Origin of the sequence: Symbiobacterium sp. (assembly GCF_040797425.1) — a bacterium.
GTDB lineage: Bacteria > Bacillota > Sulfobacillia > Symbiobacteriales > Symbiobacteriaceae > Symbiobacterium.
Genome location: NZ_JBFNEH010000003.1, coordinates 89,843 through 104,493 on the forward strand (window position 1 = coordinate 89,843; position 14,651 = coordinate 104,493).

Below are 14,651 nucleotides of genomic sequence, written 5' to 3' on the forward strand. Positions count from 1 at the left end.
GGGGCTGGCTCACCATGACGGGCATCCCTCCCCCGACCGGGTTCGAGTCGCCCCGCTGCCGGGATCGTGGCTTCGTCGTTTCAAAGGTGTTGCCACCCGTTACCTTGCTCACTACCTGGCCTGGTTCCGGGATATCGTCCATCACGCAGGGGCCCCGGGTGGGACTGTACCGGCGGAGTGCCCTACCCTCAGGCTCCTGTTGGTTTCTCGTTGACTTCCCCTTGTCTGGGCGGGATGGGACTGCTATTTCGCCCTGCGCAGGTCCCGCGCCGGAGCCTGGGCGTCTTCAGCGTGCTCACGATTCGGGCTGGCAGCTTGACCCGCTCATGGCGGGAGGGACAGAGACCAATCGAGCGGGCCTAAGACGATCGGCGGTGAGGGAGTGCGCCGACGACACCTGGGGTGGGCTTGCGTTCGCCTGGGCCAGACGGCGTGGCCCCGCGGCCGCGTCCCGGTTGCGGGACGTGTCAGCGGTGCGGCGAGTCTCGGGGGGAGGAGACGTGGTTCTCGTAGCCCGCCCCGGTTGTGACGCGTGTCAGGGGTGCGTCGGGTCTCGGGGGGAGGCGACGGGGTTCTCGTAGCCCGTCCCGGTTGCGAGACGTGTCCGGGGTTCGCGGTCCCGGGCAGCGGCGGCGTGGCCCTGGCAATCTTGCCCCCATTGTTGACCTGCTTGGGGTGCGCCAGACCAGCGTCCATGCACGGTTCGGTGGGCTGGGCCGGGCACCGGACTACCGCATCGGGGTCCCTGGGGTGCGTTCGGGGGTGCGCGATCGCGTCGGGGTCCCTGGGGTGCGTTCGGGGGTGCGCGATCACGTCGGGGTCCCTGCGGTGTGTTCGGGGGTGCCCGATCCGTCGCAGGCGTGGCCTTCGCAGACTCGCTGGCGGTTCACGGCCCGGACGGGGTGCGCTGGTTCGCCCCATCAACAGTCATTGAGAACAGAGCATACGCGCTGGCACAGGGGGTACACGGGCCCGGACTGCACGCCTTACGTCAGGTCTAAACCGATACACCGTAGACCTTCCGAGACGAGCGGTGAGACCGCATCGGGGCGCGCTTCGGTGAGGGGCAGCCAGACGGCGCCCAGGGAGTCGCGGCCGTCGGGGCCCGCCTTGATGGCGGTGAGACTCCCACCGGTCACCCGGTAGAGAAAGCCGAGGTGGTGCAGTTCCACCAGGTGCGTGCCCGTGTCTGCGACGAACGTGGAGACGCGGCTGAACGCGCCCAGCAGTTCGCACACGGCAACCCTGGTGCTGGTCTCCTCCAGAAACTCCCGCACAACAGTTTCGGGCGGCGATTCGCCGAACTCCACGCCGCCGCCCGGCAGATCGTACAGACCCTTGTACGGGCCCCTGGCTTTCTTGATCACCAGGATCATCCCGTCCTGAACGCCGATGCCATACGCGCCAATCCGGGTTTCACGTACCGTTTCGATCTTCACCGCTCCCTTCACTGCTATCGGCGCCACGGGCGGAAGGCGGCAACCCCGGTCCTTTGCCGTCCGGGAAGGACTGCTGGAGCAGCTCCACGAAGAGCCGGGCCGCCTCGGGCAGCTGCCGGGGCTGGGGCAGGATCAGGTAGGTGGCCGACAGCGGCAGATCGATATCAACCGGTACGGTGACGAGCCGCCCCTCGGCCAGTTCGCGCACCACGGAGGAGAGCGGCAGAAACGAGACGCCCAGTCCCTCCTCCAGCAGCCGCTTGGTGATGTCCACCCGGTCTACGGCCAGGGTGCGCAGGTGCGGCTGCCGCTCTGATACGGCCATGAGCAGCGCGTCCCAGTAGATGGGGTGGTTGCCGGTGAGGAGCAGGTGGCGGCCCACCAGGTCTACCCAGCTCGCACCGGTAGCATTTGCCGGCGAGGCGACCAGAACGACAGGATCTGTGTACAGCACTGTCGAAGACGTGTCAGGATGCGACGAGGGCGAACGGGCGAGGCCCACGTGGGCCGCACCGGAAGCCACCACCTGCCCGACGGCCGGCGAGACCTCGGTGGTGATCACGACCTCCACGTGGGGATGCTCCTGGGTGAACCGCTTCAGGAGTCCGGGCAGCACCGAAGTGGCCACCAGCGGCGAGGTCACCAGCTGCAGGCGGGTGTCGTAGCCCTGCCACCAGGCCGTCATCTCGTTGATCGCCTCATCGTAGGCGGCCAGCACCCGGCGCGCATGGGGCAGGAACTGGCGCCCGGCCGCGGTGAGCTTTACCCGCTTGCCCACGCGGTCGAACAGCTGAAAGCCCAGAATTTGCTCCAGTTGCCGGATGTGCGCGGTCACCGTGGGCTGCGCGAGGTAGAGCCGCTCCGCCGCCTGGTGGAAGTTCTCCAGTTCCGCAGCCGCAATGAAGGTATGCAGGAGTCTGAGATCCACAAGTCGCCCCTCCCCGCCTACGTTGGATTGCACATTTCGAGATCTTTGCACGGTTTCCCTGTTGGTTCGACAGTCGCCGTGCATCGGATGTGGGGTGGGAGGGCGGTGCGGCGGTGACGCAAGGCGGGGTCGGCCGACACGGCGCCCGCGTACGGCACCGGAGTGCTGGCCATGATGCGAGTTGAACTGGTGTGAAGGAGGACAGGTCCATGCCGCAGGTGATCGGTCACCGGGGCGCCGCGGGCACCCATCCCGAGAACACGATGGTTTCGTTCCAGAGGGCGTTCGAGATCGGGGTTGATGGAATCGAGTTCGACGTTCACCGCACGCTGGATGGCCATCTGGTGGTGATCCACGACCCCGCGGTGGACCGGACGACCAACGGGTCCGGTCTGGTGATGGCGATGACGCTGGAGCAGCTCCGTTCGCTGGACGCCGGGGCCTGGAAGGGCCCGCAGTTTGCCGGTCAGCGCGTGCCCACGCTACAGGAGCTGGTGCGGGCAACACCGCCGAACGTGCGCCTCTATCTCGAGCTGAAGGCCGGGTCTGTCCATTACCCGGGCATCGAGCAGGAACTGGTCGATCTGTTGAAGGCCGAAGGCGCCCTGGAGCGGACGCAGATCTCCTCCTTCGACCACCGGGCCCTGGTGCGGCTGAAGGAGATCGCCCCGGAGTTGCCGCTGGGCATGCTCACCTCCTGTAACCACGTCGACCCGGTGGGGATGGCCCGGGAGATCGGATGCGAGGCCATTCACCCGATGTGGTACTGGGTGACGCCCGACTACGTGGAGGCGGCGCACGCCGCCGGGCTCAAGGTGAACGTCTGGACGGTGGACGAGCCGACGGCCATCACCATGATGAAGGCCGCAGGCGTCGACGGCATCATCAGCAACTTCCCCGAGCGGGTCAAGTCAGCCTGACCCGGGAGCGGCGTCTGCCTCACCCGGCCCGGGGGGCGGCCTGAGCCGGCACCCCCCCGGGTCGGGGTCGGATGCCGCGCGTAGGCCCGCCCATCTCCGGGGTGTCTACTTGCCCGGCACCGGCAGGAGAATTACAGCGGCACCCCGAAGTTTCGGAGATGGGTCAAGGGCTTTGTTCGGGGAGGGATCGCGCATGTTCGGCGGCCGCCTGGGCTTCTGGGAGATCCTGATCATCGCCCTGGTCGTCCTGCTCTTGTTCGGCGCGGCCAAGCTGCCGCAGCTGGCCCGTGGGGTGGGCGACTCGATCAAGGAGTTCCGCAAGGCGATGAAGGACGGGGACGAGGAGAAGAAGGAAGGATAGGAGGGGCGGGCAGACTAGCCACTAAGGAGGCCTCACCGTGCTCTGGCTGTTGCAACTGCTGGCCGGTGCCCTCTTGATGTCGCTTTCGGCCAATGTGTTCCTGGTTCCGCTCAAGTTGGCCGAGGGCGGCGTGACGGGCATCGGCATTATTCTGTACCACACGCTTGGAATACCCCTCTGGGTCACCATGGTGGCCCTCAACATCCCCATCCTCGCGCTCGGGATGAAAGTGAAGGGCTGGCGCCTCCTCTGGCGTTCCATCCTGGGCGTGGCCGCGTACTCGTTCTTCCTGGCGGTCACAGCCAACATCCCGCCTATCACGGATCAGGTGGTGCTCGCCATCGTCTACGGCGGCCTGACCATGGGTACCGGGTTGGGTCTGGTGCTGCGGTCGGGCGGAACCACCGGCGGTACCGAGGTGCTGGCGCTGGTGCTGCAGCAACGGCTTGGCTTCTCGGTGGGAACGATGGTGCTGGCCGTGGATGCGGTGGTGCTGACCGTCGCCGGTATCGTCTTCTCGCCCGAGGCGGCCATGTGGGCGGTGATCACGCTCTTCATCTCGTCGAAGGTGGTCGACCTCGTGCAGGTGGGGTTCTACTCCGCCAGGGGCGTGACGATCATCACCACGCGCCCCGATGAGATCGCCCGCCGGATCATGACCGAGGTGGAGCGCGGCGTCACCATCGTGAACGGCACCGGCGCCTTCACCGGCGAGCCCCGGACGATTCTGTATACCGTCGCCCAACGCACCGAGCTCACGCAGATCAAGCAAATCGCGTACACCGAGGACCCCCGGGCGTTCGTGGTGGTGGCGGAGGTCCACGAGGTGCTGGGCGAGGGCTTCCGCGAGCCGTCGAAGGCGTTGGAGTAGAACACATACCGGCCGGCGTGCACCACAAGCCCGCCGGCCGGCGCTTTCATGCCCTCACGATAAGTACCACATCACCCACGCCGGTACCGCCACGGTGGCGGCGGCCAGCAGTGCGAGTCCGAACGCCCCCAGGCGGAGGCGCTGGCGCCACGCCCAGCGGGCGTAGTTAAACGTGTAGATGGCCACCAGCAGGGCAACAAGGAGCACCAGGAACGCCGTCACTGCACGGAACCCTCCTCGGAAGCCCGGGTCGGGCTGAGTGTGAGGCCATACCGGCGCAGGCTCACCCGCACGCTGGTGTGAACCTCCGCCTCCGGATACCGTTCGGGCCAGCTGTACGACTCCCACGCCTGCACCGTGGGGAAGCGGGCGATGGCGTACCGTCCGAAGCCGACCACGTCCACCCGCCACTCCTGGGTCTTTCGGATCAGCGCCTGCAGCGTCTCCTCCAGCTGCCCGGCGACGGCCCGCTCCAGCTCCTCCTGGGCGCCGGGCTCCGAGTAGTCCACGCCGGAGGGCATGGCGACTACCTCGGCCTCGAGGATCACCTCGGCCCGGATGGCGGGACGCTCGCCCAGCCGTTCGAGCACGATGCGCGTCGGGCGGCCCCGGCGCAGGTGCAACGTGACGTACTGGCCGGGCTGGCGCGGGTCCCGGAACGCGGCGTAGGCCGACTGGAACCGATTTTGCAGCATGAGCAGGGCGCGCGTCTCCTCGGCGGTGAGCACCCCCACCATGCGGGACTGCCGGAAGGCGGCGGCGCCGATCATCTCCACCGGGATGCCGCCCTGGCGAGGCAGTTCGCCGGCGGCGTAACCCACTCTCGGGTCAGGGGAGCCCTTCTTCGCGGGGCTCCCCTCGTCTACCAGCGCGGCGTAGTACGTGACCGGCTGCGCGTAGCCCACGTTGAGCAGCGACGCCACGGCGCGGATCTGGCTCGCCGCCGGGAGCGTGCCGGAGGTCCGGTAGTGATAGGTCAGCTGGGCGATGAAGCGCACGGGGTCCTTTTCAAGCTCCGGCTTCAGCGCCCTCAGGAAGTCGGCGGCGGGCTCGCGGGTAACAACCAGGAAAGCGGTCTCGCGGATCTGGCGGAAGCGAAGGAGCTCATCCAGGAAGGGCAGCCCCTTGGTCCGAGCCAGCTCCTCGTGCACGAAGAAAACCATTGTGTGGTGGAAGAGCACCTGGCGGCCGACGTACCCGTGCAGCACGGCCCGGGCGCTGGCCAGGCTCGGCGCCTCCGCAGTGGTCGTGAGCACCGGCGGCTCATCCCCCCCGCCGTTCTTCTCGCCGGCCAGGGCGCTGGGCTTGGCGATGACCACGGTGACGGCGTAGGGGCTCCCCTTGCCCTCGTCGATGCCCACCGCCAGCACGTATGCCCCTTCCTCGAGTTCCATCTTGTTCCAGCATCCGGTGAGGAGGGGCAACAGGAGGAGCAGCGCTCCCAGCAGCGGCCTACGACGCATGGCCCGCCGCCTCCCCGGAAGGAGCCGCCTTGCCCCGGACCACGGCCAGCAGCCACAGCAGGAGCGGTACGGCCAGGACGGCGAAGCCGAGCGGCCGCATCCACTCCCGGTCGAGGCGGAGCACGGCCACGTAGTCCTTCGGCAGGAGCGAGAGGGCAGACAAGATGGTGGCCAGAGGGAAGAGCAGCGGCCGGTAGTCGGGGAGCCGCAGGGCGCCGGCCAAGGAGATGGCGGTCGCACTCATGAGGGCCGAGAGGCGGATCAGCGCTGCCAGGATCCAGAACATGACGATCAGCGCCTCGGTGCGCTGCAGGAAGCGGCCCAGGTAGACGAGGCGCGCAAGGAAGTAGAGCGGGAACGGCTCCTGCCGGGCCAGCGGGGCGCCGGCGATGCCCACCAGCACCGCCACGGTGGCCGCAGCGGCCAGGCCGAAGAGCAGGATTCCCCGCAGGCTGCTATGCTGCAGGCTCCGCCCGTCCCGGAAGGCGTGCCCCACCGCCAGGAGCACGATCACCTCCGCCGCCGTGCTGGCGTAGTAGAGGCTGCCCATCAGGGTGCGGTCGAAGCCGAAGCCCCAGATGGGGAAGAGCAGGGTTGTGTCGACCCGAGGCAGGCTGAAGATGAGCACCAGGAGCCCGCCGGCCGCGATGACCGTCAGAAGGGCCAGGGCGGTGCGGGCGACGGCCTCCACCCCGCGGTAGGCGGCGTAAACGGACAGCAGGCTGCCGCTGATGATCAGGACGCTGGGCGGGGTGTCGGGCACGATGGTGATGACGAAGGTCTCGGTGAAGTTGCGCAGGGTGACCAGCGCGGCCACGGCGATCCAGGCCGACACCGCCAGGGTGAGCAGCGGGCCGAACACGGAGCCGGCGACCTCCCGGCTGATCTCGGCCAGGCCCCTGCCGGGGAACCGGTACCCCAGGGCCACGATGGGCAGGGCCAGCACCAGCCCGAAGAGCGCGACCAGCAGAGCGGCCTGCCACGCCGCAGGGCCCCCGACGCTCACCAGGTATTGGGGGTACTGGAGGAACAGCATGCTCCCCAGGACCGTGAAGAGGAGCACGCTGCCCTCCCGAGCCCCGATGTGGCCGTCGTACGCGCCCATGGCTCAGCCTCCCTTATCCGGTGTGTCCGTCTGCGGCGCCCGCGGGTCCCAGTTGCGCACGACCTCCGCCTGCCGGTACCGGTTGAGCGGGTGCATGAAGGGCGGCCGCTCCTCCTGCCGGTAGAGGGGCGGCGTGCCGAGGGCGTCCTTCACCCGACCTGTCGTTCCCACCACCGGAGCGAGGTAGGGAACGCCGAAAGAGCGCAGGCTCGTCGTGTAGACCACCAGTGCGTAGATTCCCGTTGCGAGCCCCAGGAAGCCGAAGACGGTGGTGAGCAGCAGGAGCAGGAAGCGCAGCAGGCGCACCCCCCAGCCCATCAGGTAGTTGGGCAGGGCGAAGGAGGCCAGACCCGTGACGGCCACCACCAGGATCATCACGGGACTGACGATCCGCGCCTCCACCGCGGCCTGCCCGAGGACGAGCGACGCCACCAGCCCCACGGTCGGCCCGATCACCCCCGGGATGCGGGCGCCTGCCTCCCGGATCAGCTCGAAGATCACTTCCATGGTGAGCAACTCCACCACCGCCGGCATGGGGACCGGCTCCCGGCTCTGGGCGATGAAGAGCAGGAGCTCCGTGGGGATCATCTCGGGGTGGTAGTTCACCACGCCGATGTAGACGGAAGGGAGCAGGAGCGACACCAGCAGCGCTGCGAACCGGATGTAGCGCAGCGTAGAGCCGAAGGGCCAGCGGAGGTAGTAGTCCTCCGCCGTCTGCAGCAGCGACCAGAAGGTCGCCGGGCAGATGATGGCGTGCGGTGCGGTGTCCACGAAGAGCGCCACGTGCCCCTCCGAGAGGTAGGCGGCGGTCCGGTCCGGCCGCTCGGTGATGAGCGTGGCGGGCAGCAGCGAGCGCGGGCTGTCGTCGATGTACTGCTGCAGGATGCCCGACCCGTTCACGATATCCACCTTCACCGCCTGCACCCGCCGCCGCACCTCGTCCACCAAGCGCGGCGGGGCGATGGTGTCGATGTACATCATCCCCACGTAGGTCTTGCTCACGTCGCCCACCGTGAGGATCTCGGTCACCAGGCGGGGGTCTTTCAGGCGCCGGCGCACCAGGGCCACGTTCACCCGCCAGGCCTCGTTGAAGGCGTCGTGGGGGCCCCAGATGACCTGCTCGATCTTGGGATCTCCGACGCTCCGGGTCGGTGGGTCCTTGGTCTCCACGACCAGCGCCACCGCCGCACCTTCGACCAGGAGGACCGTGTCGCCCGCAAGCAGGGCCTCGGCGACGGAGGCCCGGTCGTACTTGCGGCTCACCTGGTGGCCGGCGAGAATGCGCTGCTCCACCTGGTCCACGGCAGAGGGGCCCTTTTCCGGCGTCAGGTGGAGCTCGTAGCTGAGCAGCATGAGAGGCTGCAGGAGGTTGTCGTTGATGACGGTCTTGTCGCTCAGCCCCTCCATAAACAGGAGGACCGCCCTCGTTGGCGGCTCGGTGGCGATGAGGATCTCCCGCTCGACCAGGTCCTTGTTGGCGGGCGCCCGAAAGAGCTTCTTCAGCTTCTCCACGTTTTCGTCCAGGTTCGTGGAGAGGTCGCCCACTCGCTTCAGCGCGTCCTTGCCCTGGGGCACCGCCTCCGCCAGGCGGTCGAGCCGGGTGAGCAGGGCGTCGGTGCGCAGGCGGGCGTCGGCCAGCATCGCCGCACTCTGCCCGCCGTCGTCCTGCCCTGGTCCGCGCCTGCCCAGGCTGAAGGCATCATCGGTCGTCGCAGACGCCGGGTTGAGCCAGCGCATCAGTCGCTCCCAGATGCTCACCCGTACCCCTCCCGTTTCCAGGTCTAAGGTGCCGCACACGGTTGCGCAGTATACCCGCCAGGCGGGCCGGTATGGTGCGCACCTCCGCGGGCATGCTAATCGCGCAAGCGAGACGAGGAGAGGGGGCTTCGCAGCGTGCGCACGTGGCAGCGGTTCCTCCAGGAACTGCTCGCCGCACTCCTGGCCTTGGGCGTGCTGGTCGCCGCCGGTTGCATGCCGCCCAAGGAGCAGCCTCAGCAATAGGGCGGCGAGCAGCAGCAGAAGGAGGGGGGCCAGCAAGCAGGAGAAGAGCGAGGAGGAGGGCGCCACCCAGGGCGGCGGTCAGGATGCGTCTCAGGGCGGTCAGGGCGAAAGCCAGGGGGGCGGCCGCTGAAGCGGAACGGCAGGGGAGGCAGCGAGCCTCCCTCTTGTTTTTCCCCTGCAAACAGGGAGTCGCGCGTGCCCGGGCGAAATAACAAGAAAGTACCGCCACTCCGCAGCACAGACGAGGAAGGTGACGGAATGAAGCTGACGATCATCGGCGGCGCCAGCGCGTATACCCCGGACATCATCGAGGGCCTGCTGCGGGAGCACACCCTCTTCGCTGGCGGCGAACTCTGCCTGCACGACATTGACACCGTCCACCTTCACCTGATCGAGCGGCTGGCCCGGGGCCTCGTGCGAACCGCAGGCGCCGACCTGCGGGTAACGGCGACGGAAGACCGGGCCGAGGCGATCGCCGGGGCCCGCTTCATCCTGACGCAACCCCGGGTGGGCGGGCTGAAGCACCGGGCCCTGGACGAGCGGATTCCGCTCAGGCACGGCCTCATCGGCCAGGAGACCCTCGGTCTTGGCGGCTTCGCTTTCGCCTGGCGCACGATCCCCGTGATGCTCGACATCGTGGCGGAGGCCCGGGGCCTGGCGCCGGAGGCGTGGATCATCAACTACGCCAACCCCGCGGGTATGGTGACCGAGGCCGTCATCCGGCGCTTCCCCGACGCCCGTTTCATCGGCCTCTGCGACATGCCCGCGGGTCTGCAGTGGGCCATCGGCCGGCTGCTTCGGGTGGACTTCCACCGGATCGCGCTGGACTATGCCGGCATCAACCACGGCGGCTGGGCGCCCCGGGTGTTGCTGGACGGCGAGGACGTCACCCAGCGCCTGCGCCGCTGGGGAGCGCTTCTGGGCCCCCTGGCCCGCCTGCTCCCCCTTACCGAGGAGACCGGCACGGTGCGCCTCTACCGGGAGCACGGCATGCTGCCCGACCCCTACCTGCGGTACTACTACTACAAGGACCAGATCCTGCGGAAGCTCCAGTCGGCCGCCCGGACCCGGGCCGAGGAGCTGATGGAGCGGATCCCGCAGCTGTACCGGCACTATGAGGAGGTCGCCTCCCAGGAGCGGCCGGTGCTGAAGCAGCACCGGGGCCACCAGGCCCACGCGGACCTGGCCTCGCTGGTGATCATCGCGATGGCGGCCAACCGGCCCACCCGATTCGTCATCCAGCAGCGGAACGGCGGCGCCGTGCGCCACCTGCCGCCTGAGGAGGCCGCACAGTTCCCCGCCGTGGTGGACGCCAGCGGCTTCCGGCCGATCCCGCAGCCGCCCCTGCCCCGGGAGGAGGCGGAACTGCTCGCGCAGATCAAGGCCTCCGAGGCGCTCAACGTGCGGGCGGCCTTGGAGGGGGACCGCGGCCTCGCAGTGCAGGCCGCCGAGCTCAACCCGCTGGGCGCGCCCCAGCCCCTGGCGGGCCGCGTGGTCGACGAACTGCTGGCCGCACACCGACCGTACCTGCCGCAGTTTGCGTGAGGGCTGCCATGGCGAAGAGGCTCATCGTGAACGCCGACGACTACGGCCTCACCGCGGGGGTGAGCCGGGCGATCCTGCGGGCGCACCGCGAGGGCGTCGTCACCTCCACCACCTTCATGGTGAACTTCCCCTGGGCCGCCGAGATGGCGAGGCTGCTGGAAGGTGCCCCGGGTCTCGGCGTGGGGCTCCACCTGAACCTGACCACCGGCGCGCCGGTCCTGCCCGCCGCCGCGGTGCCCAGCCTTGTGGGGCCGGAGGGCCGGTTCCAGCGCAGCCTGGTGCGGCTCCTCCGGCGGGTGCGGCCCGCCGAGGCGGAGCGGGAGTGGTCAGCCCAGCTGGAGCGGTTCGTGGCGCTGGTGGGGCGGCTGCCGACCCACCTGGACACGCACCGCTACCTGCAGGCGTACCCGCCCCTCTGCCGGGCGATGCTGGCCGTCGCCCGCCGCTACGGCGTGCCCGCAGTGCGGGTGCTGCCGCCGGACTTCTTCCCGCCCGACACCTTCCCCCGCTGGAGCCCCGCCGGACCGGTGCTCCGGGCGGCGCTCGCCCGCAGCACGGCGCTCATCCGGCAGAGCGGCGTGCGGGCGCCGGACCGGACCCTCGCCGGCGATTTCGATCTTCCCGGCCTCCTGGCCCGCCTCGGCCAGGTGGGGGAGGGGGTCACCGAACTGGTGACGCATCCCGGCGAGGTGGACGAACAGTTGCGCACCCTGAGCTCGCTCCGGGAGCAGCGGGAGGTGGAGCTGGCCGCACTCACCTCGCCCCGGGCCCGGGAACGGGTGGAGCGGCTGGGGATCGAGCTCATTCACTTTGGCGCCCTGTGACCGGCCGCTTGCGCCGCACTGGCGTGCGAAGGAGGTAACTGCCGTGCGAACCAGAGCCGCGTTCTTCCAGCGGGTCTCGGCCAGCCTGATGATCCCCCTCACGTTCCTGCCCTTCCCGGCGGTGCTGGTGGCGCTGGGCACGGTCCTGGGTCTCGGCCCGCTGGAGCAGGCGGGGCTGGAGCTCCTGCGCGACTGGGTGCCGCTCTTCTTCGCGATGGGCATCGCCGTAGGCTTCACCCAGGGTGACGGCATGGCGGTGCTCTCAGCGGCCGCGGGTTACCTCACGATGATCGCCGTGGCCGTCGGGGTGGCCGGCGACCCCGCCCTGAACGTGGGCGCGTTGGGCGGCATTGCCGCAGGGGCGCTCTGCACGTGGCTCTACGGCCGCGCCTCCCGGGTGCGGCTGCCCGAGTTCCTGGCGCTCTTCTCCGGCAAGCGGATGGGCCCCATCGCAGCCGCACTGGCGGGCGTGGGGTTGGGCTATTTCTTCGGCCTGATCTGGCCGGCGTTCTACGCCGCCATCTACGGCCTGGGCCAGTGGATTTACGCCGCCGGCGGCACCGGCGCCTTCGTCTACGGCGGCATCCTCCGGCTGCTCATTCCCACCGGGCTGCACCACATCCTGATGCAGCTGGTGGATTACCAGCTGGGCGCGTGGACCGACCCGACCACGGGCCAGGTGGTGGTGGGGGAGTACCTCCGCTTCCTCTCCGGCGACCCGGCAGCCGGCCGGCTGCTCTCGGGCTTCTTCCTCACCCTGGGCTTCGGCCCCCTGGGGGCGGCGCTGGCCATCGCTCACGAGGCCAGGCCCGAGCAGCGCCGGCGGGTGAGCGGCATGATGCTGAGCGGCGCCCTCACGGCGATGGTGGTGGGCATCACGGAGCCGGTGGAGTTTGCCTTCATCTTCGCCTCGCCTCTGCTGCTGGCGCTGCACGTGCTGCTCTCCGCAGTCGCCTCGTTCCTCGGATACGCGCTGGACATCCACCTGGGCGGCTACGCCCTGCCCATGATGCTGATCAACTGGCACCGGCAGCAGAACGGCTGGCTGCTCCTGCCGCTCGGGGTGCTCTGGACCCTGCTCTACTACGTCACGTTCCGGCTGATCATCCGCTGGCGCCGGCCGCCGATTCTCGGCCAGTCCGGGGAGGCGGGTGAAGGGGGTGACGGGGCGGTCGCCGGCGCCCCGGGTGCCGGGAGCGATCCGCTGCAGGCGCAGGCGGCCGGCATCCTCGCCGCCCTGGGCGGACCTTCCAATATCCGCAGCCTCACCGCCTGCATGACCCGCCTGCGGCTCGAACTCAACACCCCCGACGCCGTCGACGCGGCCCGGCTGCGGGAACTGGGCGCGACCGGGGTGGTGCGAACGGGCGATGCGGTGCAGGTGGTGATGGGCCCCCGTGCGGGCGACATCGCCCGGGCGATCGAAGAGGAGGTCGCTCGGACCGCCGGTGGCGGAGGCAGGGGCAATCCGAGCCCGAACCGGCGGGGTCAGGATGAGACGTAGGAGGCGCACGCGGTGCAGGTGACGATGGCGGTCGCCAAGGTCCCGAAGTTTGGCCTGACCGAAAGCGGGGATTCTGTAGAACTGGTGGAGCGCCCGCGCGGGGGCGTGACCGGTATCCTGGTCGACGGGCAGTCGCACGGCCCGGCCGCCAAGCGGCTGAGCCAGCTGGTGGTGGCCAAGGCGATGCAGCTGGTGGTCGACGGGGTGCGGGACGGCGCGGTGGCCCGCGGGGTGCACGACTACCTCCACGCGGTCCGGGGCGGCAAGGTGTCGGCCGAACTGGTGCTGCTCTCCGCCGACATCCACACCCGCACGCTGGTGGTGACGCGCAACACCCACGTGCCGGTGCTGATCCGGCGGGGCGACGGCTCCATCCTGCGGCTGGATGAGCCGGTGGAGCCCATCGGCACGCTGGAGATCCTCCGGCCGGTGATCGCCGAGGTGCCGCTGGAGGAGGGGCTGGTGGCCCTGGCCTTCACCGACGGCGTGCTCGCGGCCGGCCGCCGGAACGGGCGGGAATGGCCCGTCGAGCGGCTGGAGGAACTGCTCCGGAGTGCCGACCCGGACGACATGCAGGCCCTCGCAGACCGCGTGCTGGCCGAAGCGATGGCCCTGGACGAGGGGCGTCCGGCCGACGACATGGCGGTGCTGGTCGCCGGCGTGCGGGAGGAAGGCGGCGACCGGATTCGGCGAATGAACCTGACCATGAAGTGGTGAGGCTCATCCGAGGGGGAGTCTGCTTGCGGGAGCCTGTGGTGGCGATAGTGGGGGTGTGCGCCGCAGGGAAGACTACGCTGGCGGCGGGACTGAACGCCGCAGGTGTGAAGGCGTACAGCGTGCCGCAGGAGCACTCGTTTGTGAAGCGGCTGTGGCAGCGGCTCCACCCCGACGTCAACATCCTGGTGATGCTGGACGCCCGGTGGGAGACCACCCGCCGCCGGCGGCCCGACATCAGCTACGGGCCGGACCGGCTGGAGGAGCAGCGGCGGCGGCTGGCGGTGGCGCGCGCCGAGTGCCACCTCTACCTGCCCACCGACGACCTCACCATCGAAGAGGTCCGGGAGCGGGTGCTGGAGTTCATCCGGGCGTGGCAGGGGGAGGAGCAGGCGTGATGGAGCCACCGGGAAAGGGGGCGGAGCCGGTGCGCAAGGGGCCCCTCCGGGAGCTGGCGGAGACGGTGGCCGTGGCCCTGCTGGCGGCCTTGCTGGTGCGCACCTTCGGGGTGCAGCTCTACCGGGTGGACGGCGAGTCGATGCTGCCCACCCTGCACCACGGCGACCGTCTCCTGGTGAACAAGCTGGTCTACCGGCTGCGGGCGCCGGCGCCCGGCGAGGTGGTGGTGCTGCAGGATCCCGGCGGCACCGGGCGCCACCTGGTAAAGCGGGTGATCGCGGTGGCCGGTGAGGAGATTCGCGTGCGGGACGATGAGGTGCTGGTGGATGGAAGGCGCCTGGCGGAGTCCTACACGAACCCGGAGAGTCCGGGCACGTACGACGCCGGCCCCCTGGTCGTTCCCGAGGGCTACGTGTTCGTGATGGGCGACAACCGGGGCGCATCGCTCGACTCCCGCCTGTTCGGGCCCGTCCCGGTCGAGCAGGTGGAGGGAAGGGCGGTGGCGCTCGTTTGGCCGCCGGGCCGGTTCGGCGGTCACGGGCCGCTGGCCGCGGCGAGAGAGTACGAGTAAACAGGG

The 14,651-nt window shown here is 69.7% G+C and carries 15 protein-coding genes; 9 read left to right on the forward strand and 6 right to left on the reverse strand.

Going from position 1 to position 14,651, the window contains the following annotated elements; translation table 11 throughout:
• Positions 1 to 986: 986 nt before the first annotated feature.
• Both AB2385_RS01745 and AB2385_RS01750 read right to left on the reverse strand, forming a co-directional pair.
• Positions 987 to 1,439, reverse strand: a complete 453-nt coding sequence (locus AB2385_RS01745; protein WP_367653193.1) for an NUDIX hydrolase — start codon at positions 1,437 to 1,439, stop codon at positions 987 to 989.
• On the reverse strand, positions 1,417 to 2,367 hold the full coding sequence (locus tag AB2385_RS01750) for a LysR family transcriptional regulator (RefSeq protein WP_367653194.1): 951 nt from the start codon (positions 2,365 to 2,367) through the stop codon (positions 1,417 to 1,419). The genes AB2385_RS01745 and AB2385_RS01750 overlap by 23 nt, the downstream gene beginning before the upstream one ends.
• A gap of 209 nt (positions 2,368 to 2,576) precedes the next feature.
• Here AB2385_RS01750 and AB2385_RS01755 point away from each other — a divergent pair, with 209 nt between their 5' ends.
• The 3 genes from AB2385_RS01755 to AB2385_RS01765 all read left to right on the forward strand — a co-directional run bounded on the left by AB2385_RS01755 (position 2,577) and on the right by AB2385_RS01765 (position 4,519).
• Complete coding sequence (locus AB2385_RS01755; protein ID WP_367653195.1) at positions 2,577 to 3,287, forward strand: glycerophosphodiester phosphodiesterase; 711 nt, start codon at positions 2,577 to 2,579, stop codon at positions 3,285 to 3,287.
• Positions 3,288 to 3,480: 193 nt separating this feature from the next.
• Positions 3,481 to 3,648, forward strand: coding sequence for a twin-arginine translocase TatA/TatE family subunit (tatA, locus tag AB2385_RS01760; protein ID WP_367653196.1), 168 nt, complete (start codon positions 3,481 to 3,483; stop codon positions 3,646 to 3,648).
• Positions 3,649 to 3,685: 37 nt separating this feature from the next.
• Positions 3,686 to 4,519 carry a YitT family protein gene (locus tag AB2385_RS01765; RefSeq protein WP_367653197.1) on the forward strand — a complete coding sequence of 278 codons (834 nt, stop codon included), beginning with the start codon at positions 3,686 to 3,688 and terminating at the stop codon, positions 4,517 to 4,519.
• A gap of 54 nt (positions 4,520 to 4,573) precedes the next feature.
• Here AB2385_RS01765 and AB2385_RS01770 read toward each other — a convergent pair whose 3' ends face one another.
• From AB2385_RS01770 to AB2385_RS01785, 4 genes are read right to left on the reverse strand one after another with little or no spacing between them, the layout of a single operon-like run.
• A complete protein-coding gene (locus AB2385_RS01770) occupies positions 4,574 to 4,741 on the reverse strand; it encodes a hypothetical protein (protein WP_367653198.1) in 168 nt (55 codons plus the stop codon).
• Positions 4,738 to 5,982 (reverse strand): Ger(x)C family spore germination protein, encoded by a 1,245-nt coding sequence (locus AB2385_RS01775; RefSeq protein WP_367653199.1) that lies wholly within the window; start codon positions 5,980 to 5,982, stop codon positions 4,738 to 4,740. The genes AB2385_RS01770 and AB2385_RS01775 overlap by 4 nt, the downstream gene beginning before the upstream one ends.
• On the reverse strand, positions 5,972 to 7,087 hold the full coding sequence (locus AB2385_RS01780; RefSeq protein ID WP_367653200.1) for a GerAB/ArcD/ProY family transporter: 1,116 nt from the start codon (positions 7,085 to 7,087) through the stop codon (positions 5,972 to 5,974). The genes AB2385_RS01775 and AB2385_RS01780 overlap by 11 nt, the downstream gene beginning before the upstream one ends.
• A 3-nt stretch (positions 7,088 to 7,090) precedes the next feature.
• Positions 7,091 to 8,845, reverse strand: a complete 1,755-nt coding sequence (locus AB2385_RS01785) for a spore germination protein (RefSeq protein ID WP_367653201.1) — start codon at positions 8,843 to 8,845, stop codon at positions 7,091 to 7,093.
• A gap of 501 nt (positions 8,846 to 9,346) precedes the next feature.
• On the opposite strand from AB2385_RS01785, the gene AB2385_RS01790 reads away from it, so the two are divergent.
• The 6 genes from AB2385_RS01790 to lepB are packed head-to-tail and all read left to right on the forward strand — an operon-like array spanning position 9,347 to position 14,645.
• Positions 9,347 to 10,633, forward strand: a complete 1,287-nt coding sequence (locus tag AB2385_RS01790) for a hypothetical protein (protein ID WP_367653202.1) — start codon at positions 9,347 to 9,349, stop codon at positions 10,631 to 10,633.
• An 8-nt stretch (positions 10,634 to 10,641) separates the two neighbouring features.
• On the forward strand, positions 10,642 to 11,457 hold the full coding sequence (locus tag AB2385_RS01795) for a carbohydrate deacetylase (RefSeq protein ID WP_367653203.1): 816 nt from the start codon (positions 10,642 to 10,644) through the stop codon (positions 11,455 to 11,457).
• A gap of 43 nt (positions 11,458 to 11,500) precedes the next feature.
• Positions 11,501 to 12,961: a PTS transporter subunit EIIC gene (locus AB2385_RS01800; protein ID WP_367653204.1), complete on the forward strand. Its 1,461-nt coding sequence runs from the start codon at positions 11,501 to 11,503 to the stop codon at positions 12,959 to 12,961.
• A 12-nt stretch (positions 12,962 to 12,973) separates the two neighbouring features.
• Positions 12,974 to 13,678, forward strand: a complete 705-nt coding sequence (locus AB2385_RS01805) for a PP2C family protein-serine/threonine phosphatase (RefSeq protein ID WP_367653205.1) — start codon at positions 12,974 to 12,976, stop codon at positions 13,676 to 13,678.
• Positions 13,679 to 13,701: 23 nt separating this feature from the next.
• Positions 13,702 to 14,073 (forward strand): hypothetical protein, encoded by a 372-nt coding sequence (locus AB2385_RS01810; RefSeq protein WP_367653206.1) that lies wholly within the window; start codon positions 13,702 to 13,704, stop codon positions 14,071 to 14,073.
• Positions 14,073 to 14,645, forward strand: a complete 573-nt coding sequence (lepB, locus tag AB2385_RS01815; protein WP_367653207.1) for a signal peptidase I — start codon at positions 14,073 to 14,075, stop codon at positions 14,643 to 14,645. Before AB2385_RS01810 ends, lepB begins: the two co-directional genes overlap by 1 nt.
• Positions 14,646 to 14,651: the final 6 nt, after the last annotated feature.

What these genes read in the sequence shown, in the direction of transcription:
- AB2385_RS01755 (WP_367653195.1), top strand. Translation starts at nt 2,577, where the DNA reads ATGCCGCAGGTGATCGGTCACCGGGGCGCCGCGGGCACCCATCCCGAG.
- tatA (WP_367653196.1), top strand. Translation starts at nt 3,481, where the DNA reads ATGTTCGGCGGCCGCCTGGGCTTCTGGGAGATCCTGATCATCGCCCTG.
- AB2385_RS01775 (WP_367653199.1), bottom strand. Translation starts at nt 5,982, where the DNA reads ATGCGTCGTAGGCCGCTGCTGGGAGCGCTGCTCCTCCTGTTGCCCCTC.
- AB2385_RS01780 (WP_367653200.1), bottom strand. Translation starts at nt 7,087, where the DNA reads ATGGGCGCGTACGACGGCCACATCGGGGCTCGGGAGGGCAGCGTGCTC.
- AB2385_RS01790 (WP_367653202.1), top strand. Translation starts at nt 9,347, where the DNA reads ATGAAGCTGACGATCATCGGCGGCGCCAGCGCGTATACCCCGGACATC.
- AB2385_RS01795 (WP_367653203.1), top strand. Translation starts at nt 10,642, where the DNA reads ATGGCGAAGAGGCTCATCGTGAACGCCGACGACTACGGCCTCACCGCG.
- lepB (WP_367653207.1), top strand. Translation starts at nt 14,073, where the DNA reads ATGGAGCCACCGGGAAAGGGGGCGGAGCCGGTGCGCAAGGGGCCCCTC.